Source organism: Kitasatospora acidiphila (assembly GCF_006636205.1).
GTDB classification, from domain to species: domain Bacteria; phylum Actinomycetota; class Actinomycetes; order Streptomycetales; family Streptomycetaceae; genus Kitasatospora; species Kitasatospora acidiphila.
In genome coordinates this window covers 6,894,620-6,916,463 of record NZ_VIGB01000003.1, presented here as the reverse complement: position 1 = coordinate 6,916,463, position 21,844 = coordinate 6,894,620, and the positions used below count along the sequence as shown (strand labels likewise).

Below are 21,844 nucleotides of genomic sequence, written 5' to 3'. Positions count from 1 at the left end.
CGCCCCGGGACACCCGGGGGTTCACGTCATCCGTGGCCTGGCCGCCCGCTCAGGCGGCTGGCGGTGGGAGGACAAGACTCGTCGGCATGCGTTCCACCCTACCCCTGCGCGCCGGCCTCGGCCGAGCCCGCTGCCGTGCTGCGGCGGCCCTTACGGCTGCGGTAGCCAGCCCACGCGAGGGCGGTGACGGTCGCGGCGAGCGCCCCCGCCTCCGGCCAGGCGCCGACCCGGTCGGCCAGGGTGAGGCCGGTCCGCAGCGGCACGCGCTCGGTGAGGGCCTGCTGCTGCCACAGCCCGGTCTGGGCGGCGACCGTGCCGTCCGGCCGGATCACCGCGCTGACACCGGTGGTGGAGACCACGGCGACCGAGCGGTTGTGCTCGACGGCGCGCAGCCTGGCCATCGCGAGTTGCTGGTCGGTCTCGTCGGGGCTGCCGTCGCGGGTGAAGGCGGCGTCGTTGGTCTGCTCGACCAGCAGGTTGGCACCGGCTCGCACGCCGTCCCGGACCAGCCCGTCGTAGCCGATCTCGTAGCAGATCACGTCGCTCAGGTGGATGTTGCCGGTGTTGAAGATGACCGTCTGGCTGCCCGGGGTGAAGTTGCGCGGGATCAGCTGCAGGTCGCCGAGGCCGCCGAACAGGCTGCGCAGCGGGATGTACTCGCCGAACGGGACCAGTTGGCGCTTGGCGTACCAGGGGCCGGGGCCGTTGAGCGGGTCCCAGAGCAGGCCGGCGTTGTAGGTCTGGTCCTGCGGGCCGTCGAGGATGGCCCCCACCAGGATCGGCCGGTTGACGGCGGCCACCGACTTGTCGATCAGGAAGCTCAGGGCCGGGTCGGTGCGCGGCTCGGAGTCGGTGGAGTTCTCCGGCCAGAGCACCAGATCCGGCTGCGGGACCTTGCCGGTGTGGATGTCCTGGGCCAGCTTCAGGGTCGCGTCGGCGTGGTTGCTCGTCACCTGCTGGATGCGGGCCTGCTCGGCGAGCGAGCGCTCACGCGGCACGTTGCCCTGCACCAGGGAGAGCACCGCAGTGGACTTGTCTGCCGCGTTCGAGTTGCCGGCCGCGGTCTTGTCCGCTGCCGTCGAACTGCCGGCGGTCGCGCTCGGCAGCGGGATCGCGGGCGACACCGCGAGAGCGACGAGGCACCAGCCGGCGGCGAACAGCCGCCGCCGGGTCGTGGGCGGCGCCAGCACCAGCCCGGCGAGCGCGGCGCCCACGAGCGCGACGACGAACGTGACGGCCGGCGCCCCGGCCACCCGGGCCCACCCCAGCGCGGGCGAGTCGGCCTGACTGAACGCCAGCCGCCCCCACGGGAACCCGCCGAGCGGCAGGCGGCTGCGCACCGCCTCGGTCGCCGTCCACCACAGGGCGATCAGCGGTACCCGGCCGCGCAGCCGCAGCAGCAGCGGCAGCGGCGCGGTCATCGCGGCCAGCAGCAGCGACTCGGCGACGCTCAGCGCCACCCAGGGCAGCAGGCCGATGTTGCCGGACAGCCAGCGGACCAGCAGGCCGAAGAAGACCAGCGAGAAGACGAGGGCGATGCCTGCGGCCGTGCGCATCCGCTGCCCCGCCACCGCCACGACCAGCAGGGCGACACCGACCGGGGCGAGCGGCCACGCGTTGATCGGGGGGAACGCGCAGAACAGCAGCGCGCCGCCGACGACGGCGGTCGCCAGCGCCCACCGGGTGCGAAGGCGGCGGTCCGGGTGCGCTCCCGCCGTAGCGGGGCCAGCCTGACGGGCATCCAAGAGCATCCGCAGAAAGTAGCATCCAAATCTTATTTACCTCCCCGTAAGGCCGGGGCCGCTCAGCAGCTCACCGGCGGTGCCGGTCCGGGACGAGGATGCGCAATGGCGCCCTCGCCGTCGCCGTGCCCGCCTAGGGTGGAACCTGATGTGCCGTTGGTTCGTCCATGTACAGACCGCGTGATCGTCGAGAGGGGAACTACCGAATGGCTGGGCGGATACGGAAGCGCGTGCTACGGGCAGCGGGGGCGGTCGTCACCTTCGCCGCAGTAGCCGCACCCACGGCACCCTTGGCCGCGGCGCCGCCGCCGCCGCTGGGTGCCGAATCCCCGGTGGGCGCGGTGGCCCTGCCACCCGGGCAGGCGCTGGACGGTGGTGCGCACCGCAGCCTGCCCCAGCCGCCGGCTCCGGCTCCGACTCCGGCCGGCAGCGCGCCGAGCCCCGGCCCGGTGCAGCCGGTGGTCCCGGTCGTGGGCGGGGCCCAACTCCCGGCGACCGTGTTCGCCGCCTACCACAAGGCCGAGGCGTCCCTCGCCCTTTCGTCCCCCGACTGCCACCTGCCCTGGCAACTGCTGGCCGGCATCGGCCAGGTGGAGTCCGGGCAGGCCGACGGCGGCCGGGTCGACGCCAACGGCACCACCTACACGCCGATCCTGGGCCCGCTGCTCGACGGCACCGGCGGCAACGCCGCGATCCCCGACAGCGACGGCGGCAAGTACGGCGAGAGCACGGTGTGGGCGCAGGCCGTCGGGCCGATGCAGTTCATCCCCTCCACCTGGGCGACCTGGGGTGCCGACGGCAACGGTGACGGTGTGGCGGACCCCAACAACATCTGGGACGCGGCGCTGGCCGCCGGCCGGTACCTGTGCGCGGACGGGCGCGACCTGGCCGTGCCGGCCCAGCTCGACCAGGCCGTCCTCGGCTACAACCACTCCGACGACTACCTTCGCACCGTCAAGTCCTGGATGACGTTCTTCCAGACGGGCGTCTCGACGAGCCCGGACAGCCCCGCGCTGCCCGGCCCGGTGCTGCTGCCGACCGGACCGGTGTCACCGGTCGTACCCGGCCCGGTGGTCGGGGCGTCGCCGTCGCCTTCCACTCCGGCGCCGACGCCGACGCCGACGGCCAGCCCTTCGCCGTTCGCCACTCCGCCGGCCACGCCCAAGCCGAAGCCCACGGCCACCGCCACCCCTTCGCCGTTCGCGAGCCCGACGGCCGCCTCGCCGTCGCCCTCCACTCCGGCGCCGACGCCGACGCCGACGCCAACCGGCTGCCCGTCGCCCACGGCGAGCACCTCGGCCACGCCGACCGGCACGCCCTCGCCGACCGGTACGCCGTCCCCGACGGCCACGCCCTCCCCGACGACCACGCCGTCCCCGTCCGCCACCCCGACCGGCACGCCGTCGCCCTCGCCCAGTGCGACCGGCCCGTCCGCGCCGCCCTCGGGCTCCCCCGCACCGGGCTGCGACTCCCCGTCGCCCAGCGGCTCGCCGGCCGCGCCGAGCCCGTCGGCGTCGCACTCCCAGGTCACGGGCTCGGCAAACCCGGCGACGCCAACTGCCAAGGAGAGCCCGTCGCTTCGTTAGGTGCTTGGTGGGATTCAGTGAAGGCGCGAACGCAATGCGTAATGGCGCCTCCGTCTTTCGTACAAGGCATTGACCTGGTCTGAACAAGTCTGGTTCTCTACCTGAGGCCAAGTGGTGCACCGCTCGTCTGATCCACCGTGAACTTCCTCAAGCACGTTTTCCCCCACGCCGGTTGGTGATCCCCCGTGCGCCTGTGACAGCCGCACGGGGGATCACGCTGGCCGACTGCGCCGACTCCCCCAGAGTCAGCGCAACGCAGAGAGGACACCATTCCATGGGTCACCCCCAGCAGCGCCGTGCGAGCCACAAGCTCCTTGCCGGAATCGCCTCGCTCACCATGATCACCGGTGCCGCCTTCATCGCGGCCCAGGCCCCGGCCTCGGCGAGCACCCCGCAGGACGCCTCGCAGGCGAGCTCGGCCGGCCAGCACACCCGGCACGGTGAGTTCCCCACGCTCGGCCACGCCAACGCGGCGAAGACGGCGACGGCGGCGACCGGTCCCAGACGCTGTCCTACGGCGGCGGCATCGACGGCATCGGCGTGCAGAGCGGCCACTCCAAGGTTTACCTGGTCTTCTACGGCAGCCAGTGGGGCACCAAGAGCACCGACTCCAACGGCAACGCCAAGTTCACCAACGACAGCAAGGGCGGAGCCGGCGCGGCCCAGCAGATGTTCAAGGGCATCGGCACCGGCGGCGAGACCTGGTCGGCCGACCTGACCCAGTGGTGTGACGGCCCGAACGTCTCGGCCGGCGCGACCAGTTGCCCGTCGAACGCCAACTTCATCCCGTACCAGTCCGGTGGCGTGCTGGCCGGCGTCTGGTACGACAACTCGGCCAAGTCGCCGTCCGCCGCTTCGGGCCACGCGCTGGGCCAGGAGGCCGTCAAGGCCGCCTCCCACTTCGGCAACACCACCGCCGCGGCCAACCGCGACGCCTACTACGTGATCATGTCGCCGCACGGCACCAACCCGGACAGCTACCAGGGCCAGTACTGCGCCTGGCACGACTACACCGGTGACACCACGCTCACCGGCGGCGCGGTCAACTCGCCCTACGGCGACATCGCGTTCAGCAACCAGCCCTACAACATGGACTCGGGCGCGGGCTGCGGCGTCGGCTTCGTCAACTCCCCCGGAACCCTTGACGGTTGGACGATGACCCTCGGCCACGAGTGGCACGAGATGATGTCCGACCAGAACCCGGCCGGTGGCTGGACCAACAACCAGAGCAGCAGCTCCTACTACGGCCAGGAGAACTCCGACGAGTGCGCCTGGCTCTCCCCCGGCACCACGGGCGGCGCCGCCAACGTCAAGTTCGGCACCTTCGGCACCTACGCCGAGCAGGCCAGCTGGTCCAACGACACCAACAGCTGCGCCATCTCGCACGCGATCCTGCACTGACCCGGCTTGGTAGCGGCCGCTAGCCGGCCGCTACCGGTCCACAACTGACAACGGCGGGGCGGGCCTTCGGGCCCGCCCCGCCGGCGTTTGGCAACGCCTTGCAGACTCGTACTGGCGCTGGAGCCAGGCACGGGCGCTGGCGCCGGCGCCGGCGCCGGCACTGGCACTGGAGCCGGCACTGGGGCTGGAGCACACGGGCGCCGGCACTGGAGCGCAGCGGCGAACTGCCGTGCGGCAGCCCGGTCTCAGGCGCGGATCAGTGAGATCAGCTGGGTGGCCAGGCCCAGCATGGGAGCGGCGGCATCGCCGATGTCGCGGGCCAGGTTGGTCAACAGGTAGAGGGTGTTGCGCCAGTGGCGGCGCTCGGCCCTGGCGGGCTGGCTGAGTACGGGCAGGGTCTCGGTCAGGCTCTGCCGGTCCTCGTCGCCGACCCGGGAGTCGGCGGCCAGCTGGGTGACCAGGGTGGCGAGTTGGGCGAACATGGCAGCGATCTCGGGCGGCATCCCCTCATCGCCGCCCCGCCCGTGGTTGTGCTGGATGCCGATGTGCTTGCTGCCACCGTGGATGCTGACCTGGTCGCCGTAGTGGACGCGCGGGCCGTCGTCGCGGTTGTCGCTGCTCATTTGATGATCCCCGTATTCCCCTGGCCGCCATAGATGTTGACGTTGTCGCCGTACTGGTACTGCCGCAGGTCCACCACGGTGTTGTGGATGAACTGCCGGAACTCCGTCTGCGGGTTCTCGATCGCGTCGATGATCGCCTGCGCCAAGTCGAACGCGGGCTCCGCCTTCTTCCAGGCGACCAGCGCGGTCGGCGGTCCCGCCGTGTCGACGGCCAGTGCGTAGAGCGTGCGTCTGAGCAGAACCGGCAACGTGTCGAGGAGGAAGTAGAGCACCAGCAGGATCAGGGACACACCGATGATCCACCCTACGGGCCGTCCCGGGTCGTCACTGGAGCGGCTCGGGCTCGCCAGGTCCACGACGGCCACCGCCGCGGCGAGGCCGAACCCGGAGAGCAGGAGGCGCCCCGCGAACTTCATGAATCGCCGCATCGCCTCGCCGTAGGCCGGCACGATCACGGTGACGCTGACCCGGGTGATTCCCGCGAGCGGGTAGGCCGCGTTCCCGATCCAGAGGATGCGCCTGGTCACCGCGACATTCAGCGTGTGCGGGGCGAACCAGGGCTTGGGCGGAATCGGCGGTGCGGCCGATGACGGGGGCCGCGGGCCAGGCGCGGCGGGCCCGTCCCCGGCCGGTTCCGACGGATCGGTCGGTTGCATCGGCGCCCCCCAAGGCTGTCGGTCACAGCTCAACCTGGCGCGGGCGCCGTGCGGCGCGGCAGGACGACGGGATTCCGGGCGCGGGCCGAGTGTGTGACGACCATTAACCAGCAGTATCCGCCGAGACGCAAGTGGGCTGCGGATCAAAGAAATCGACGAACAGAAGTGGCCCCCTAAGGGCCGCAGCCGCTGCCGATCCCGTGTTCCCTAGGGTCGCTGTGCGACTCTGAGGTGACGTCAGAATCCGCTCCCCGCCCTAGCGTTCACATCATGACTCGAATCCGTCGCACTGCCGCGACCGCCGTGATCGCGCTCCTCCTCCCGCTGCCGGTCGCCGCGGCGGGAACGGCGTTCGCCGCCGCCCCCGAGACCTCCGCTGCCACCCCCTCGACGGCCCCTGCCGGGTCCAGCGTCCAGCTGCAACTCCCCCGCCCGACGGGCCCGCACGCGGTCGGCCGCAGCACCCTGCACCTCGTCGACGAGCACCGCCAGGACCCCTGGGTACCGGCCGCGGGCCCGCGGCAGTTGATGGTGTCGATGTACTACCCCGCCCGGCCGCACAGCGGCGAACCCGCCCCCTACATGACCACCGAGGAGGCCCGGCTGTTCCTGGCCATGGAGGACATTCCCGACAGCGCCGTCCCGGCCCGGGAACTGGTCGACACCCGCACCTACGCCTACGACAACGCCCGCCCCGAGCAAGGAAAGTACCCCCTGGTCGTGCTCTCCCCCGGCTTCAAGCTGCCGCGCGCCACCCTCACCGGTCTGGCCGTGGACCTGGCCAGCCGCGGCTACGTCGTCGCCCTCGTCGACCACACCTACGAGGACTCCGGGACGACCTTCCCCGACGGGCAGACACTCGGCTGCGAGCTCTGCACCCATCCCACCAACGACCCCGCCGCGATCGAGTCGAGCCGGGCCGAGGACGTCTCGTTCGTGCTTGACCAACTGGTCGGCCGCCACCCGGCCTGGCCGTACGCGCACATGATCGACCCGAAGCGGATCGGCATGGCCGGCCACTCCATCGGCGGCGCGGCCGCCGTCCCCACCATGGTGGCCGACCAGCGGGTGCGGGCCGGGATCGACCTGGACGGGAGCATCGACACCTCGATACCGCCCACCGGCCTCAACGGTCGCCCGTTCCTGCTGCTGGGCAACCCGGTCAACCACGACGTGGGCGGCGACGAACACAGTTGGAGTGTCGCCTGGCCGCAACTGGACGGCTGGAAGCGCTGGCTGACCATCGCCGGCACCACCCACGTCAGCTTCACCGACGTACCCCTCCTCGCCACGGAGGCCGGCATCCCCGGCGCCAACGGCTCGATCTCCGCGCTCCGAGCCCTGGAGATCACCCACACCTACGTCGCGGCCTTCTTCGACCAGCAGCTGAAGGGCACCCCGCAGCCCCTGCTCGACGGACCGTCGCAGACCTACCCGGAGGTCGACTTCCAGCACCCGTGACCGCGCCGGCCGCCTGGGGGTGCGTCGACCGCCCGGCGGGCATGGTCGGCCAGGACCTACGAACGGCGGGCCAGCAGGTGGGCGTCGACGAAGCCGCGTTCGGAGGCCGGGTCGTGGAGCAGCCGGGCGAAGGGAACGAGCCCGGCGCCGGCCAGCAGTTCGGCGAGGCGGTCCACCGGCCAGCTGTAGGCAGGCGTCACCTTGTGGTCGAAGCGGACCGGTTCCGGTCCGTCGGTCCCGAAGAAGGAGACCAGGAGCAGACCGCCCGGCGCCAGGACGCGCCCCTGCTCGGCGAGCAGCTCCGGCAGTTCCCCCGGCGGGGTGTGGATCATCGAGTAGTGGGCCAGTACGCCGCCGAGCGCGCCGTCCTCGACCGGCAGGGACTCCATCCGCGCCTCCTGGAAGCGCAGCGCCGGATGGGCCCGCCGGGCGTGGTCGACCATGCCCGGGGAGAGGTCGAGTCCGAAGGCGTCCAGGCCCAGTTCGTGCAGCATGGCCGTCAGATGTCCAGGCCCGCATCCGACGTCCGCTGCCCGCGGGTTGCCCGTCGCGCGCACCAGTTCGGCGAAGGTGCCGATCATGGCCCGGCCGAACGGCTGCTTCTCCAGCCGGTCTGCGAACAGCGACGCGTACAGCTCGACGACCCCGTCATAGGCCGCCCTGGTCTCATCCTGATGATCCGCCACAGGAAGGACTCTAAGCCGGTCTGATAATTGATCTCGTGGCAGGTCGAGGCGAGGCGGCGGACGCGGCCCGGGAGCGGATTGAACCCCTGTTGCCGCAGGTGGATGGGCGCGGCCGGCGCTATTGGCCTTTCTCCGTGAGAACGGGCCGGAGCATCGACTCGATGGTGTCGGCGGTTTGGCCGCCGAATACCCGGGCGGCCAGTTTTCCGTCACGGTCCACCACGAGTGTGGTCGGGATGAACTGCGGATTGAGGCTGCCCTTGGGGAACTTGAGGATCTGGATGCCATCCGGATCGTAGATGCTCGGGAAGGTGACGCCCTTGTCCTTCTCGAATGCGACCGCGTTGGCCGGGCTGGTGTCGCGGGTGTTGATGCCGAGGAACTGGACGCCCTGGCTCCGGTACTTCTCCCACAGTGACTCCAGGCCCTTGGCCTCACCGCGGCAGGGGTCGCACCAGGAACCCCAGATGTTCAGGACGACCACCTTGCCCCGGTAATCGGCCATGCTGACCGATGGACCGTCAAGAGTGCTGCCGGATATGGCCGGGGCGTCCTTGCGTTGGCCGAGCGGGACGGTCGCGATGGCACTGCCCTTGGCGGAGACGAAGCCGCCCTGGTTTCCGCCGCCGGCGGGTGATCCGGGCGAGGAGCAGCCCGCGAGAGCACACGCGACGCCGGTGGCCGCTGCGGCGAGGAGGATCCGAGAGCGCTTCGTGCCATCCATGCGAAGAGTTTTGCACAAAGCACCCGAACGCCTGGCAGTGGGTGGGGTGTTGTGCACCTCCGCGGACATCACGCCAGCGCGGCGTCCAGTCCCAGCAGTGCGCCGAGCCGGCTGACGGTCCCCTGGTGGGGCTTGGCGGCCAGCACGGTGGTGATGCCCAGTGCCTCGGCGGGTGGGAGGTTGCCCGGATAGTCGTCGACGAAGATGCAGGCCTCGCCCGGCAGGTCGAGGCGGTCCAGGGCGAGTTGGTAGATCTCCGGGTCGGGCTTGGCCATGCCCTCGAGTTCGGAGACCACCGTGACGTCGAACAACTCCCATACGCCGCAGGCCGCGTACGGGTCGTAGGGGTCGAGGCCGAAGGAGTTGGACAGCATCGCGAGCCGGTATCCGGCCGCCCGTGCGGCCTTCGCCAAGGCGACCATGCCGGTGGAGGGCTTCACTCCGGCCCAGGCGCGGCCCATCAGGTTCTCGTGTTGGGCGACGCCGAGGATCGGCGCGGTGCGCCGGTTCCACTCGGCCTGGCTCATCGTGCCGCGCTCCAGCTGCCGGTACCAGGCGCCAACATCCGGATTCTGGCCGAGGGTTCGGCGCCAGGCCTCCTGGTCCAGCCCTTCACTGACGCACCATTCGCGGATCGCCAGGCTGGCGTTGTCGGTCAGCACACCCCCGAAGTCGAGGATGAGCGCGCGGTACTCACGGTCGGGGGTCTGCGAGGTCATGAGGGCTGTCTTCCCGCTCGGTTCGCCGCCCTACCGTGACCGGGGCGAACCGCGCGTGGCCATTGTCCGAAAATCCTGCGACGGCCACGATCAGCGCTGGGACAGTGCCCCGCGCAGGCAGCGGGCGTGACCCGGATGCTCGTCTGCTCGTCGCCTCAGACGGGCAGGAGCCGGGCGTGCAGGAGGCAGAACTCGTTGCCTTCCGGGTCGGCCAGGACGTGCCAGTTCTCGGTGCCGGTCTGGCCGACGTCGACGGGCTTGGCGCCGAGGGCGAGCAGCCGCTCCAACTCGGCGCCCTGGTCGCGGTCGGTGGCGTTGACGTCGATGTGCAGCCGCAGCTTCCCGGCCCGAGGGTCGCTGCTGGGGCTGAGGATGAGGGTGGGCTGGGGGCCGCCGAAGCCGGTGTCGGGCGGCCCGATCTCGATGCTTCCGTCGTCCTCCCGGTCGAGCTCGACGTAGCCGAGGACTTCGCTCCAGAACGCGGCGAGCCGCTCGGGGTCGGCGCAGTCGATGACCAGCTCACTGATGCGGCATGCCATGCCCGTCAGTATAGGTGGCCGGCCCGGGAGCTGATCGTCGGCCGAACTATCCCTGGCGCACGAGGAGTTCGACCCCGGCAGCGCCGTCCAGGCGCTTCAGGGTGTGTTCGAAGCCGCGGAGCAGGGCGGACAGGCCGAGTTCGAAGGTGCGGGCCTGCTGGTCGGGGGGCGGGTCGAGGAGGGGGCCGAGGCCGGGCGGCAACTCCTCGGCGGGCAGCGGGAGGTGCTGCGGTGCGGTCAGCACGGGCAGCGAGCCGATGATCAGGTTCTCGATCGAGTGCACGACCGCGAGCAGGTGGTCCTCGGGCCAGCCGGCCGCGCGCAGGGTGGCGAAGGCCTCAGCGTAGATGTGCAGGGCCGAGGGTGACCGCGCCGGCCGGGTGCGGAACAGCGGCACGGCGTGCGGGTGGGTGGCGAGGACGGCACGGTAGCGGCGCGCCCAGGTGACCAGCGCGGTGGTCCAGGGGCGGATGCTCAGATCGAGGTCCATCTCGGCGACGATGAGCTCGCTGATCCCGTCGAGGATCTCGTCGCGCCCGGAGATGTGGTTGTAGAGCGAGGGGCCCTTGACGCCGAGCCGGGCGGCGATCCGGGTGGTCGACAGGGCCTCAGGACCCTCGTCGTCGACCAGGGCGAGTGCCGTCCGCATGATCCGCTCCTTGGTCACCAGCGGTCTGGGCGGTCTGCCCATCGGCCCGTCCTCTCGTTCGGCTTCTGACTTCGTCGCCCCGTCAGATCGCGCTGTTCCCCCGGGTTTGAGCTGTGGGTTCGGGCTAGTGTACGTTCTCGCTTAGGCAAAACTACTGGCTCTAGTTTTACAACGGGCCTGGTGGCGTGTGCTTGGCGGCCGACGGCGGGTTTCGGCCACCACCAACCCCCGAGCCAGGTTGCCGAATCGGTTCTTCTTCCCTGCTTTGTTCTTACGCCGAAGGTGACCCTCCGCATGCACATGCGCACCATCGCCCTGCCCGCGCTCGCCGCATCCGTGGTGCTCTCGCTGAGCGCCTGCGACCCGACCGCGTCGACCGGCCAGCCCGCCGGCCCCACCAGCGGGGCCGCCGCCCAGGCCGCGGCCGGCTCGACCGCCACCACGCTGTCCGCCATCACCGGCCCGTCGGACGTGACCCTGGTCGACCCGACTGCCGCCACGACCACCTCGGCCGACCCGGCCACGTCGTCGCCGGCCACCCCGGCCGCGTCCACGCCGTCGGCCCCGTCCCGTGCGGTCGCCGCCGGCACGCCCGCGAAGAGCGCCTCGGCCGACCCGTCCCCTTCGGGCAAGCCCGTCGCGACGGGCGGCTCCGCGCTCAAGCTGGACGCCTACAACAAGCAGACCGGCACGGTCGTCCTCGCCGCCGTCACCAGCTCCGGCAGCACCCCGAGCCCGTCGGCCTCGGCCGCCGCCACGGCAGCGGTCAAGCCCGGCCAGATCATCGACAGCCCGCCCACGGCGGCCGCCCCGCACGGCGCGCTGCTCGCCGTCACGGACGTCAAGCCGACCGGCGACGGCAAGGTGGAGGCCGCCACCCGGCCCGCCACCATCTCCGAGCTGCTGGGCCAGGCCAAGGCCGCGATCAGCACCGCCCTCGACCCGCACCAGATCCAGGTCACCCCGCAGCTCAAGGACGTCAAGGCCTCCTACGTGCCGAAGCCCGACGGCGGCAGCGGCTCCGCCTCGGCCGTGCTGCAGCTCGACGCCAACGACAGCGTCCCGCTGCCCGGCGGCGGCTCCATCAACCTCTCGGGCTCGATCGCCCTCGACCCGAGCGTCGACTTCAGCTACCACGGCACCAACGGCATCCTCAGCACCGACCAGGCCAAGGTCGGCTTCGAGCTCGGCGCGCACGCCAACTGGCATGTCAGCGGCGCGCTCAGCGCCGCCACCGGCCCGGTGAAGATCCCGATCGCCAACCTCACCGCCACCCCCACCGTCATGGTCGGCGCGGTGCCGGTGGTGATCGTCCTCAACCTGACCGTCTACGCCGAGGTGTCCGCCGACGGCACCGTCACCGTCGACCTCGGGCAGAGCGTCGACGGCGACTGGGGCATCCACGCCGACTACGCCAAGGGCGCCGGCTGGACCTCCGCCACCGAGCCGGTCAAGACCGAAGTCTCCCCGGTCAAGGCCGCGTTCGCGGGCAACGCCAATGTCCGGGCCGGCCTGGTGGCCGACGGCTCGGTGGCGCTGTACGACACGGTGGGCGTGAAGGCGACCATCGAGCCCTACCTGCGCGCGGCGGTGAACGGCAGCGTCACCATCGACTCCAGCGCCGGCAAGCCCACCCTCACCGGCAAGGCCGGCCTCTACGCCGGACTCGACGTCAACGGGGCGGTGCTGGCCCGCATCGCCATTCTCGGCACCCCGCTCCTGGAGAAGGACCTGCCGTTCAAGGTCTACCAGAACGAGTGGCCCATCGTGACGGTCTCCACCCCGAACGCCGCGCCGACTGCCGGGCAGCACAACTGATCTGACTGCTAGTCGGTAAATGCCGTGGCCGGGCCCTGGACATCATCCAGGGCCCGGTTGTGCGTTGTCGCCTCGGTGGACCTCAGTCCTCGGTAGTCCTCAGCCCTCAGCCCTCAGCCCTCAGTCGTCAGCCCTCAGTCGTCGCAGTCCTCGAAGTCCTCCGGGTCCGGCATGGCCTCAAGGGATCCGAGGCGGCGGGAGAACCGCTCATGGGCGGCCTGCCGGCTGCAGCCGAGCGACTTGCCGATCGCCTGCCAGGAGAGGAGGTTGGCGCGGGCGAGGCGGACCGCGTCCAAGGTGCAGCGCGAACTGGCCTGCTCCATCTGGGCCGTGATCCGCAGCGCCGCCATCGACTGGCCCGCCGTGGAGAGTTGCTCGACGCGCTGCGCCAGGGTGGCGAGCAACTGCTCGACGTCGCGCGGGATCCCGCCCTCGGCCTGGTCGATGTGGTACTCCCAGTCCGCGTACGGGCCGGTGCGGCGGCCGGTCCCCTCGGTCTTCTCGTCGTTGCCGAAGTCGATCGGATGCGTGTCGGTGCCGCGCCAGCCGCAGCTGCAGGCGCCCCGGACCGCGACGGCCCGCGGACCGTCCGCACCGTTGTACAGCCACCAGGTGGTGCGCCCGTCGGCGATCGGCCCCGGCTCGCTGCCGTCCGCCAACACCGCTGCCAGATAGCCCTCATGACGGCCGGTCTCATCGCCCCAGACCACTGTGCCGCCCCCTTCCACAGTCGGAATGTGCGTCAAGGTTCCCTGACACACCTCCCGCCGTCAATGAAGCACAGGAGTTCGGGGGTGGCGGTGGATGGGCGTCCCGGCCCAGCCGAACGGCGGGCTCGGACGAGGCCGGAGGAGGCCGGTTCAGCGTCCGGTCGCCAGACTGCTGCCGCCGTTGCAGTCGATCACGATGCCCGTGATGAAGCCGTTGGCAGCCAGCATGTGGATCGCCTGGGCGACGTCCTGGGGCCGGCCGACGCGGCCGACGGGGGTGGCGGCGGCGAGCCCCTGGAAGAGCTGCTCGCGCTGCTCCTGGGGCACCCGGTCCCACCAAGGAGTGTCGATCACACCCGGGGAGACCGCGTTCACCCGCAGCGGTGCCAGCTCCACGGCCAGGGGCGGGACCATCGCGTCCAGCGCACCGTTGATCGCGGCCAGGCCGGCCGTACCGGGGAAGGCCGAGCGGGAGGAGCCCGCGGTGATGAAGGTGACGGAGCCGTCCTTGCGCAGGTGCGGCACCGCGGCCTGCAATGAGCGGATCTGCGGCCAGAACTTGCCGTCGAAGCCCCGAGCCAGCTCGGCCAGGTCGAGGTCGGCGAAGGCACCGCCGCCCGCCGAACCGCTGACCGACAGCACCAGGTGGTCCACCGCGCCCAGTTCGGCGAAGAGGGCCGCCACCGCAGCCTGGTCCACCGCGTCCACGGCCCGCCCGGTGGCACCGTGGCCGATCCGGGCCACCGCCTCCTGCAGCCGCTGCTGGTTGCGCCCGGTGATCACGACCTCGGCGCCGTCGGCGGCGAAGCCCGCTGCGGCCGCCTCCCCGATCCCGGAGCTGCCACCCATGACGACCACGCGCTGACCGGTGAAAGTGCTCATCGTGTTCCCTCCCAATTGTCGAGACCGTTGGTCCCGGCAATGATGATTGTCGAGACCTATAGTCTTGTCAAGCTGCTCGACGCCGAGCCGCCGCCATACCGAGCCACCGAGATACCGAGCCACGGCGAGCCAGCGAACAACCGAGCCACCGAGCGACCGAACAACCGAGCCACCGCAAGCCAGCGAGTCACCGAGCCACCGAGCCACCGAGCCACCGACAGAAGGGACCCACCCATGGACACACCGGAGCCCCGCCCGCACACCGGCCGCCGCCGCAACGAGGCGGCGCGCCAAGCGATCCTCGACGCGGCGCTGCGCCTGGCCGGGGCCGCCGACGGCGCCTCGGTCACCATCGACGCGATCGCCCGCGCGGCCGGCGTCGGCAAGCAGACCGTCTACCGCTGGTGGCCCTCCAAGGGCGCCGTCCTGCTGGACGCCCTGATCGACCGGGCCGGCCAGGACGTCACCGTCCCCGACGCCGGCACCCTCCACGACGAGCTGCGCTCCTTCGTCGCCACCACCTTCGAGGCCGCCCAGCAGGACCCCACCAGCGCAGTCCTGCGAGCGCTGCTGCGCGAGTCGGCCCGCGATCCGCACCTCGCGGACCTGCTGCAGCGCTACACCGCCACCCGCCGCGCCGTCCTCCATGCCCTCCTGGAGCGCGGCCGCGCCCGTGGCGAGCTGGCCACGGGCGCGGACCTCGACCTCATGGTCGATCAGGTCTACGGCCTCTTCTGGTACCGCTTCGTACTGGGCCACGGCCCGCTGGACGCCCCGACCGCCGAGCGCCTCACCGCCACCCTGCTGGCGGCCGCGGGGCAGGCCGGCCGGCTCCCTTCAGGGCCTGCGGACGCCGACTAGCGCACCCGGCGGAACAGGCCGGTCAGCAGGAAGTCCACCCCGAACAGCGGGGACTCGGCCGGCTGCTCGCGCATCGGGCGGATCTCGACCTCCTCCAGGTCGGCGAAGAGGTGGCGCAAGTCGTCTGCGGTGTAGGCGAGTCCGCCCTCCAGCCGGCCCCGGCGGTAGAACTCGGCGTCGGAGAGCTCACAGCCGTGGCCGGTGGCGAAGGCGGTGAGGGCGAAGTGGCCGCCGGGGCGAGGCGGCGGGCGAGCAGGGCCAGGTAGGAGATCCGGCGGTGCGGCGGGAGGTGGTGCAGGCAGCCGGAGTCGTAGATCAGGTCGTACTGCTCGTGCGGGAGGTCGACGGTGAAGATGTCGCCCTGGTGGAAGCGGGGCGGGGTGGCGTGGTCGGCGGCGCGGTCCTCGGCCCAGGCCAGGGCGGCTGGGGAGAGGTCGACGGCGTCCACCTCGTAGCCGTGGGCGGCCAGGTGGAGGGCGTTGCGGCCGGGCCCGCAGCCGAGGTCGAGGGCGCGGCCGCCGGTGAGCAGGCCGCGCTCCAGGTGGCCGACCAGGCTCTCGTCGGGCTTGTCGACGAAGAACGGGACGCCCCGGTCGCGGTCGGCGTAGAAGCGGTCCCACCAGTCGGCGCCCTTGGGGGTCCAGCGGTCGGCGTCGGGGGTGAAGAGGCCGTCGAGCAGAATCAGGACGTCCTCGACGGTGCGTATCTGACGGTTCATCAGCAAACTCCTCGCGATGTCGGCGCTTTGGAGCTTAGTGCTGGTCAGCGGGGGTGCCGGGGGCCGGAGTGGGGGCGCTGCGGGGCTCTGGCGGAGCCGATCGACTCCCCCTCCAGGGTCCGCTTGTACGCCCTGCCGCACCCGACTCAAGACCCCGCACGGGCTGTTTCCGGACGACGGCGGAGCCTGCCGATCAGGTGGTCCCGGAAAACTTTCCCGCCGTGCGCGCCGATCCCACCAGGGCCCGCTCGAACCGGCCTGTCGCCCCATCCGTCTCCGCTTCCGCCGCCGCCCCTGCAACCTTGGAGCCCAATGTGTCGTCACTCCATTGCAGTTGGTAACGTCGCACCCACTCGACTCCTTCATGGAATCGACACGGTTCGCCTGGGGAGGAAATCATGAATCACGGAGCTTCACGGCGCCGGACACAACTGGCTCTCGCCATCGCAATTCTCACCGCTGCCCCGATCCTGTCGCCGGCTCTCGCCGACGCGTCCCCGTCGAGTTCCCCCGCCGGAGCGACAGGGTTCACGGATGATCAGAGCGGCAGCCCCGCACGCGGAGTGACCCTGCAGGACGCTCAGCTGATGAGCAACCAGGAGAAGCTCGACAAGGTCGTCGACCAGATCACCGGCGGACGGTCCGAATCGGACCGGGCCCAGATACCGGGCTTCACCGAGGTGGAGGTCGACCCCGCCCACATGCACATTCGCCTCCACTGGAAGGGCGCGGTCCCGGCCCCGGTGGCGGCAGTTCTGGCGAAGCTCCCGACCGGCATTTCTGCGGAGGTAGTGCCGGCCAAGTACTCGAAGGCGGAACTCCACGCCGCCCGGGACAAGCTCATGCCGAACGGGAAGCAGAACGACCTGGCGTCGAAGGTGACCCCGGCCGCCACCCGAATAACCAGCATCGCCCCCGCGGTTGACGGCAGCGGGCTCGACGTGACCTATGACGAGGACCGCGGCCAGGGCAAGTTCGATGCGCGTGATGCGTTGTCCTCCGCCACACGGCAGGACAAGACGCGCGAGGTCCAGGCGACGACGGAAGGCATCACCGGTGTCGACACGCACGTCCGGTACCAGCTGCTGAGCATCGACGCCTCGGCGACCCGTGAGGCTGACGCGGCTCCGTGGCAGGGCGGCGCCGGCCTGAAGACGTTCGCCGGCACGATCTGCTCGACCGGCTTCGCGGTCACGAGGAAGTCGGACGGGAAGAAGCTCATCACCACCGCCTACCACTGCGGTGACAAGGGCAACTTCTACACCTGGGGTGGCAGCCAGGCGTTCGTCGGCACCGCCAAGAGCGAGAACGAGTCGGCCACCGACGACGTCACCGGTCTGGACCCCGGCAACAGCCCCTCCGGGAATCGCGTCTACGACGGACCGTGGAACGCCACGAACGGCTACTCGAAGCCTGTTTCGGGCTGGGGGAGCAACAACGTCGGCGACCAGGTGTGCACGTCCGGTGCCAACTCCGGCGCCCACTGCGGACTCTCCATCCGGCAGACGGACATCAGCGTGACCGGTGAGAACGGCATCACCAGGCCGGATGTGGACTTCGCCTACTCCAACGGCATAGCCGCGGGCAACGGCGACAGTGGCGGCCCGGTGTTCACGGGGTCGAACGGCTGGACCAAGGACCAGGCTCGCGGGGTGATCACCGCTCTCGACAACACCATGGACTGCGGCGGTTTCACCACGGCGGATGCCTGGCAGCGGAAGCCCTGGTGCTTCCACGGGGTCTACTACGTGCCGATCGGCATCATCCTCCACGACAAGGGCTGGACCATCAACACCGGCTGATGAAAGCCGTGGGGGCGGGTGGCTGCGCTGCTGCCACCCGCCCCCGGGCGAGGCGGAATCTGCCGATCAAGCCGTCGCGGAGACCTTTCAGGTCCGCTCGGTGCGCGCCGCCCGCTTCGCCGCCAGCCGCTGCCGGGACGCTTCGTACAGCACCGCCGTCGCCGCGTTGGCCGCGTTCAGCGAGCTCGCCGACCCGCTCATCGGGATGGCCACCGTGTAGTCGCACAGCTCGCGCCAGGCGTTGCTGAGGCCGACCGTCTCATTGCCGACCAGCAGCAGGGTGGGCTGGGTGAAGTCGAAGTCGAAGACGTCGCAGTCGCCGTGCTCGTCGGTGCCGACCAGCACGATCGGGTGCCCGGCCGCACGCTCGGCGGTCACCCAGTCCATCACCTCGCGCGGCGACGGCACCCGCACGGCGGGCAGGGCGAAGAGCGAACCGGTGCTGGCCCGCACCGACTTGGTGTCGTAGACGTCGGCCGCGTGGCCGCTCACCAGCACGCCGTGGGCGCCGAAGGCATCGGCGGAGCGGATGATGCTGCCGATGTTGCCGGGGCTGGTGGGGCGGTCGAAGAGGACGCCCAGGAAGTCGTGGGAGACCGGGATCCGGGCCAGGTCGTCGGCGGGCAGCTCGACCACGGCGATCAGTTCGGGCGCGGCCTCGTTCTTCTCCCCCAGCTCGGCCATGAGATCGGGGGCCATGGCGATCCGCTCGGCCCCCGGCACGGTGCGCAGCAGGTTGGCCGCCCACTCGGAGGGCTTGCGGTCGGCGTCGTGGATCAGGGCGTGGATCGGCCAGCCGTACTCGACGGCCAGCGAGATCGGCCGCACGCCCTGGACCAGGAACTCGTGGGCGCGCTGCCGCTTGTTCCGGTTGGTCAGCAGCGACTGCCACTGCTGGAAGCGGGCATTGCGGGAGCTGATCCTCAACACGGGCAGGCACCTGGTGTTTCGCGCGGCGATAACTGTGACCTGGGCAACTATACGCAGCCCGCCATGGATTCCGGCCGGGCGATAGGCTGCCCGGGTCCACCCCCTTCGTCCTGCTGACCTGCGAGGAGTCCCGTTGAGCAGCCCCACCGCGCGCCCGCCGATCACCGTGGTCGGGATCGGCGCGGACGGCTGGCCGGGTCTGAGCACCGCGGCGCGGGAGGCGCTGCTCGCGGCCGAGGCGATCGTCGGCGGGGGCCGCCAGCTGGCCCTGCTGCCGGCCGACGTGACGGCCGAGCGGGTCGCCTGGCCGTCCCCGCTGCGACCGGCCGTGGCGGGCCTGTTCGCCGGGCTGGCCGGGCGCCGGGTGGCGGTGCTGGCCAGCGGGGACCCGATGTTCTACGGGATCGGGCGGACCCTCGCCGAGGAGCTGGGCGCCGAGCGGCTGCGGGTGCTGCCGCATCCCTCGTCCGTGTCGCTGGCCTGCGCCCGGCTCGGCTGGCCGGTGGAGGAGACCGCGGTGGTGAGCCTGGTGGGCCGCGACCCGGCGGGCCTGCTCGGTGCGCTGCACGACGGGCGGCGGCTGCTGGTGCTGAGCGCGGACGCGGACACCCCGGCGCTGGTGGCGGCGCTGCTGACCCAGCACGGCTACGGGCCCAGCCGGCTGCGGGTGCTGGAGCAGCTCGGCGCGGAGCGGGAACACCACCTGGACGGCACGGCCGCCGACTGGCCGCACCCGGCCGGCGAGAACCTCAACCTGGTGGCCGTGGACTGCCGGGCCGCCGACGGCACTTCGCGCCGCGGTCTGACCCCCGGACTTCCCGATGAACTGTTCGAACATGACGGTCAGTTGACGAAGCGTCATATTAGGGCCGTCACCCTGGCCGCACTGGCGCCGACCCCTGGCGAGCTGCTCTGGGACATCGGCGGCGGCTCCGGCAGCATCGGCATCGAATGGCTGCGGACGCACCCGAGTTGCCAGGCGGTCAGTGTGGAGAAGGACGAGACCCGGGCCGCCAGGATCGAGCGCAACGCCCGTGCCCTCGGCGTGCCGCGGCTGCGCGTGGTGACCGGCCCGGCGCCCGCCGCGCTGGCCGAACTGCCGGCGCCGGACGCGGTGTTCATCGGCGGCGGGCTGACCGCGCCGGGGCTGCTCGAGGCCTGCTGGGCGGCGCTGCCGGTGGGCGGGCGGCTGGTGGCCAACACCGTGACGCTGGAGTCGGAGGCCCTGCTGGCCGAGTGGTACCGGCGCCACGGTGGAGAGTTGGTGAAGCTGGCGGTCGCACATGCGGTGCCGGTGGGCGGGTTCACCGGGTGGCGGCAGGCGATGCCGGTCACCCAGTGGTCCGTCGTCAAGCGAGGGTCGGAGCGAGGAGAAACCCTGTGACCGTCTACTTCATCGGTGCCGGCCCCGGGGCCGCCGATCTGATCACCGTGCGCGGGGCCCGGACCCTGGCCCGCTGCCAGGTGTGCCTGTACGCGGGCAGCCTGGTCCCCGCCGAGCTGCTGGCCGAATGCCCGCCCGGCGCCCGCCTGGTGGACACCGCGAAGCTCAACCTGGACCAGATCACCGAGGAGTTGGTCGCCGCCCACCGGGCCGGCCAGGACGTGGCCCGGCTGCACTCGGGCGACCCTTCGGTGTTCAGCGCGGTCGCCGAGCAGATGCGCCGGCTGGACGCGGCGGGCGTGCCCTACGAGGTGGTGCCCGGCGTACCGGCCTTCGCGGCGGCCGCGGCAGCGCTGAAGCGGGAGTTGACCGTGCCGACGGTCGGCCAGACGGTGATCCTGACCCGGATCGCCCAGCAGGCCACCCCGATGCCGCCGGGCGAGGACCTGGCCACCCTGGGGCGCAGCGGCGCGCTGCTGGTGCTGCACCTGGCGGCCCGCTACGTGGACCGGGTGGTGGCCGAGCTGCTGCCGCACTACGGCGCCGACTGCCCGGCCGCGGTGGTGGCGATGGCCAGCCGCCCGGACGAGCTGGTACTGCGCGGCAGCCTGGCGGACATCGCGGACCAGGTGAAGGCGGCGGGGGTGCTGCGCACCGCCGTCATCATGGTGGGCCGCACGCTGGCCGCGGAGCAGTTCCAGGACAGCCACCTGTACTCCTGCGACCGCGACCGGTCCCTCCAGCCCTAGTGCGCTGCGCGGTTGGCGGCCGGTGCGCAGCGGCCCACGACGGTGCCGGCGCGGTCGATGCAGATGACGTCGACCGCGACCGGTGCCTCGCGCAGCACCTCGAGGGCGGTGGCGCGGGCCGCCTCGGCGACCAGGTCGCCGAGCGGCACCCCGGCCGCCCGGCACAACTGCACCGCCTGCAAGCCGGTGTTGGCGTCGGCCACGGCGGCCACCAGCTCTGGGTCGGCGCCGCCGATCCGGGCCAGCCCCGCGAGGTAGCCCTTGTCCACCTGGGAGCGGGCGGAGTGCAGGTCGAGGTGGCCGGCGGCGAGCTTGGAGAGCTTGGCGAAGCCGCCGGCGATGGTCAGCCGCGGCACCGGGTGGCGGCGCAGGTACTTGAGCACGGCGCCGGCGAAGTCGCCCATGTCGAGCAGCGCGTCCTCGGGCAGCCCGTACTCGGCGATCGCGACCTTCTCCGAGGTGGAGCCGGTGCAGCCGGCCACATGGGTGCGTCCGGCGGCCCGGGCCACGTCCACACCGCGCCGGATCGACTCGATCCACGCCGAGCAGGAGTACGGCACCACCACGCCGGTGGTGCCCAGCACCGAGAGCCCGCCGAGGATGCCCAGCCGCGGGTTCCAGGTGGAGCGGGCGAGTTCGGCGCCGTTGTCGATGGCGATCTCGATCTCCACATCGCCGCTGCCGCCGTGCGCGGCCGCGACCGTGGCGATCGCGGTGCGCATCATCTCGCGCGGCACGGGGTTGATCGCCGGCTCGCCGACGGCCAGCGGCAGGCCGGGCTTGGTGACCGTGCCGACGCCGTCGCCGCCCCGGAACACCACGCCGCTGCCGGGCGCGCCGTGCCGCACGGTGGAGCGCACCACGGCGCCGTGGGTGACGTCCGGGTCGTCCCCGGCGTCCTTGACCACGGCGGCCATCGCGCTGCCGTCCGCCAGTCGCTCGCCGGCCAGGGCGAAGGCGGGCTGCTGGCCCTTGGGCAGGGTGATCCGGACCGGGTCCGGGAAGGCTCCGCTGAGCAGGGCGGTGTAGGCGGCGGTGGTGGCAGCGGTGGCGCAGGCCCCGGTGGTCCACCCGGGGCGCAGTCCGCTGCTGCGCAGCTGCCCGCTGCGTCCGCCCACACCGGTACCCGTACTCTCAGCCACGCCAACCCCTTCGTTCGTCCGGGCCCGCCGCGAAGGGCCCGTCAGCAAGCCCCGAGGAGACA

Annotated in this window: 21 protein-coding genes and 1 pseudogene; 8 read left to right on the top strand and 14 right to left on the bottom strand. The window is 71.8% G+C overall.

From position 1 onward, the window contains the following. Positions 1-98: 98 nt before the first annotated feature. The gene (gene lnt, locus E6W39_RS32770) at positions 99-1,751 is read right to left on the bottom strand and encodes an apolipoprotein N-acyltransferase (protein ID WP_141636569.1); all 1,653 of its coding nucleotides are present in this window, start codon (positions 1,749-1,751) and stop codon (positions 99-101) included. A gap of 221 nt (positions 1,752-1,972) precedes the next feature. On the opposite strand from lnt, the gene E6W39_RS32765 reads away from it, so the two are divergent. Beyond that, positions 1,973-3,328: a lytic transglycosylase domain-containing protein gene (locus E6W39_RS32765; RefSeq protein WP_228718454.1), complete on the top strand. Its 1,356-nt coding sequence runs from the start codon at positions 1,973-1,975 to the stop codon at positions 3,326-3,328. A gap of 279 nt (positions 3,329-3,607) precedes the next feature. On the opposite strand, the gene E6W39_RS39930 is transcribed toward E6W39_RS32765, so the two are convergent. Beyond that, positions 3,608-3,883 (bottom strand): hypothetical protein, encoded by a 276-nt coding sequence (locus tag E6W39_RS39930; protein ID WP_181799549.1) that lies wholly within the window; start codon positions 3,881-3,883, stop codon positions 3,608-3,610. On the opposite strand from E6W39_RS39930, the gene E6W39_RS32760 reads away from it, so the two are divergent. Further along, positions 3,869-4,729 carry a hypothetical protein gene (locus E6W39_RS32760; RefSeq protein WP_181799548.1) on the top strand — a complete coding sequence of 287 codons (861 nt, stop codon included), beginning with the start codon at positions 3,869-3,871 and terminating at the stop codon, positions 4,727-4,729. The two genes, E6W39_RS39930 and E6W39_RS32760, sit on opposite strands and share 15 nt — an antisense overlap. 245 nt (positions 4,730-4,974) lie before the next feature. Here E6W39_RS32760 and E6W39_RS32755 read toward each other — a convergent pair whose 3' ends face one another. Further along, positions 4,975-5,352, bottom strand: a complete 378-nt coding sequence (locus tag E6W39_RS32755) for a hypothetical protein (protein ID WP_141636567.1) — start codon at positions 5,350-5,352, stop codon at positions 4,975-4,977. Continuing rightward, positions 5,349-5,879: a DUF6232 family protein gene (locus E6W39_RS32750; RefSeq protein WP_141636566.1), complete on the bottom strand. Its 531-nt coding sequence runs from the start codon at positions 5,877-5,879 to the stop codon at positions 5,349-5,351. The genes E6W39_RS32755 and E6W39_RS32750 overlap by 4 nt, the downstream gene beginning before the upstream one ends. Positions 5,880-6,278: 399 nt before the next feature. Here E6W39_RS32750 and E6W39_RS32745 point away from each other — a divergent pair, with 399 nt between their 5' ends. Further along, positions 6,279-7,469, top strand: a complete 1,191-nt coding sequence (locus E6W39_RS32745; RefSeq protein WP_141636565.1) for an alpha/beta hydrolase family protein — start codon at positions 6,279-6,281, stop codon at positions 7,467-7,469. A gap of 56 nt (positions 7,470-7,525) precedes the next feature. On the opposite strand, the gene E6W39_RS32740 is transcribed toward E6W39_RS32745, so the two are convergent. The 5 genes from E6W39_RS32740 to E6W39_RS32720 all read right to left on the bottom strand — a co-directional run bounded on the left by E6W39_RS32740 (position 7,526) and on the right by E6W39_RS32720 (position 10,828). Further along, positions 7,526-8,155 (bottom strand): class I SAM-dependent methyltransferase, encoded by a 630-nt coding sequence (locus E6W39_RS32740; protein ID WP_141636564.1) that lies wholly within the window; start codon positions 8,153-8,155, stop codon positions 7,526-7,528. Positions 8,156-8,273: 118 nt separating this feature from the next. After that, on the bottom strand, positions 8,274-8,948 hold the full coding sequence (locus E6W39_RS32735; protein ID WP_228718452.1) for a TlpA family protein disulfide reductase: 675 nt from the start codon (positions 8,946-8,948) through the stop codon (positions 8,274-8,276). After that, the gene (locus tag E6W39_RS32730; RefSeq protein ID WP_141636563.1) at positions 8,948-9,598 is read right to left on the bottom strand and encodes an HAD family hydrolase; all 651 of its coding nucleotides are present in this window, start codon (positions 9,596-9,598) and stop codon (positions 8,948-8,950) included. Before E6W39_RS32730 ends, E6W39_RS32735 begins: the two co-directional genes overlap by 1 nt. 155 nt (positions 9,599-9,753) lie before the next feature. Continuing rightward, complete coding sequence (locus E6W39_RS32725) at positions 9,754-10,137, bottom strand: VOC family protein (RefSeq protein ID WP_141636562.1); 384 nt, start codon at positions 10,135-10,137, stop codon at positions 9,754-9,756. Between the two features lie 46 nt (positions 10,138-10,183). Further along, complete coding sequence (locus tag E6W39_RS32720) at positions 10,184-10,828, bottom strand: TetR/AcrR family transcriptional regulator (RefSeq protein ID WP_181799547.1); 645 nt, start codon at positions 10,826-10,828, stop codon at positions 10,184-10,186. A 252-nt stretch (positions 10,829-11,080) separates the two neighbouring features. On the opposite strand from E6W39_RS32720, the gene E6W39_RS32715 reads away from it, so the two are divergent. After that, the gene (locus E6W39_RS32715) at positions 11,081-12,604 is read left to right on the top strand and encodes a hypothetical protein (RefSeq protein WP_141636561.1); all 1,524 of its coding nucleotides are present in this window, start codon (positions 11,081-11,083) and stop codon (positions 12,602-12,604) included. Positions 12,605-12,738: 134 nt separating this feature from the next. Here E6W39_RS32715 and E6W39_RS32710 read toward each other — a convergent pair whose 3' ends face one another. After that, positions 12,739-13,314 carry a hypothetical protein gene (locus tag E6W39_RS32710; RefSeq protein ID WP_141636560.1) on the bottom strand — a complete coding sequence of 192 codons (576 nt, stop codon included), beginning with the start codon at positions 13,312-13,314 and terminating at the stop codon, positions 12,739-12,741. A gap of 150 nt (positions 13,315-13,464) precedes the next feature. Continuing rightward, positions 13,465-14,196: an SDR family oxidoreductase gene (locus tag E6W39_RS32705; RefSeq protein ID WP_220140292.1), complete on the bottom strand. Its 732-nt coding sequence runs from the start codon at positions 14,194-14,196 to the stop codon at positions 13,465-13,467. 234 nt (positions 14,197-14,430) lie between these two features. Between E6W39_RS32705 and E6W39_RS32700 the strand changes: the two genes are divergently transcribed. After that, entirely contained in the window at positions 14,431-15,057 is a 627-nt protein-coding gene (locus tag E6W39_RS32700) for a TetR/AcrR family transcriptional regulator (protein WP_141636559.1), read from the top strand. Here the strand turns inward: E6W39_RS32700 and E6W39_RS32695 are convergent. Beyond that, positions 15,054-15,775 (bottom strand): annotated as a pseudogene (locus tag E6W39_RS32695) (class I SAM-dependent methyltransferase). The gene E6W39_RS32700 and the pseudogene E6W39_RS32695 sit on opposite strands and share 4 nt — an antisense overlap. A 587-nt stretch (positions 15,776-16,362) precedes the next feature. On the opposite strand from E6W39_RS32695, the gene E6W39_RS32690 reads away from it, so the two are divergent. Then, a complete protein-coding gene (locus E6W39_RS32690) occupies positions 16,363-17,577 on the top strand; it encodes a S1 family peptidase (protein ID WP_141636558.1) in 1,215 nt (404 codons plus the stop codon). Between the two features lie 87 nt (positions 17,578-17,664). Here the strand turns inward: E6W39_RS32690 and E6W39_RS32685 are convergent, their stop codons facing one another. Then, positions 17,665-18,507: an RNA methyltransferase gene (locus tag E6W39_RS32685; protein WP_407658520.1), complete on the bottom strand. Its 843-nt coding sequence runs from the start codon at positions 18,505-18,507 to the stop codon at positions 17,665-17,667. Positions 18,508-18,640: 133 nt separating this feature from the next. Between E6W39_RS32685 and cbiE the strand changes: the two genes are divergently transcribed. Both cbiE and cobM read left to right on the top strand, forming a co-directional pair. Then, complete coding sequence (cbiE, locus tag E6W39_RS32680) at positions 18,641-19,891, top strand: precorrin-6y C5,15-methyltransferase (decarboxylating) subunit CbiE (RefSeq protein ID WP_141636557.1); 1,251 nt, start codon at positions 18,641-18,643, stop codon at positions 19,889-19,891. Further along, a complete protein-coding gene (gene cobM, locus E6W39_RS32675; protein WP_101379586.1) occupies positions 19,888-20,640 on the top strand; it encodes a precorrin-4 C(11)-methyltransferase in 753 nt (250 codons plus the stop codon). The genes cbiE and cobM overlap by 4 nt, the downstream gene beginning before the upstream one ends. Here the strand turns inward: cobM and E6W39_RS32670 are convergent. Beyond that, on the bottom strand, positions 20,637-21,782 hold the full coding sequence (locus tag E6W39_RS32670; RefSeq protein ID WP_141636556.1) for a cobalt-precorrin-5B (C(1))-methyltransferase: 1,146 nt from the start codon (positions 21,780-21,782) through the stop codon (positions 20,637-20,639). The genes cobM and E6W39_RS32670 overlap by 4 nt on opposite strands. Positions 21,783-21,844 lie beyond the last annotated feature (62 nt).

Coding starts and splice junctions, on each gene's coding strand:
- E6W39_RS32690 (WP_141636558.1), top strand. CDS start 16,363: ATGAGCAACCAGGAGAAGCTCGACAAGGTCGTCGACCAGATCACCGGC.
- E6W39_RS32755 (WP_141636567.1), bottom strand. CDS start 5,352: ATGAGCAGCGACAACCGCGACGACGGCCCGCGCGTCCACTACGGCGAC.
- lnt (WP_141636569.1), bottom strand. CDS start 1,751: ATGCTCTTGGATGCCCGTCAGGCTGGCCCCGCTACGGCGGGAGCGCAC.
- E6W39_RS32715 (WP_141636561.1), top strand. CDS start 11,081: ATGCACATGCGCACCATCGCCCTGCCCGCGCTCGCCGCATCCGTGGTG.
- E6W39_RS32720 (WP_181799547.1), bottom strand. CDS start 10,828: ATGGGCAGACCGCCCAGACCGCTGGTGACCAAGGAGCGGATCATGCGG.
- E6W39_RS32705 (WP_220140292.1), bottom strand. CDS start 14,196: ATGAGCACTTTCACCGGTCAGCGCGTGGTCGTCATGGGTGGCAGCTCC.
- E6W39_RS32745 (WP_141636565.1), top strand. CDS start 6,279: ATGACTCGAATCCGTCGCACTGCCGCGACCGCCGTGATCGCGCTCCTC.
- E6W39_RS32730 (WP_141636563.1), bottom strand. CDS start 9,598: ATGACCTCGCAGACCCCCGACCGTGAGTACCGCGCGCTCATCCTCGAC.
- E6W39_RS32700 (WP_141636559.1), top strand. CDS start 14,431: ATGGACACACCGGAGCCCCGCCCGCACACCGGCCGCCGCCGCAACGAG.
- E6W39_RS32735 (WP_228718452.1), bottom strand. CDS start 8,948: ATGTCCGCGGAGGTGCACAACACCCCACCCACTGCCAGGCGTTCGGGT.
- E6W39_RS32725 (WP_141636562.1), bottom strand. CDS start 10,137: ATGGCATGCCGCATCAGTGAGCTGGTCATCGACTGCGCCGACCCCGAG.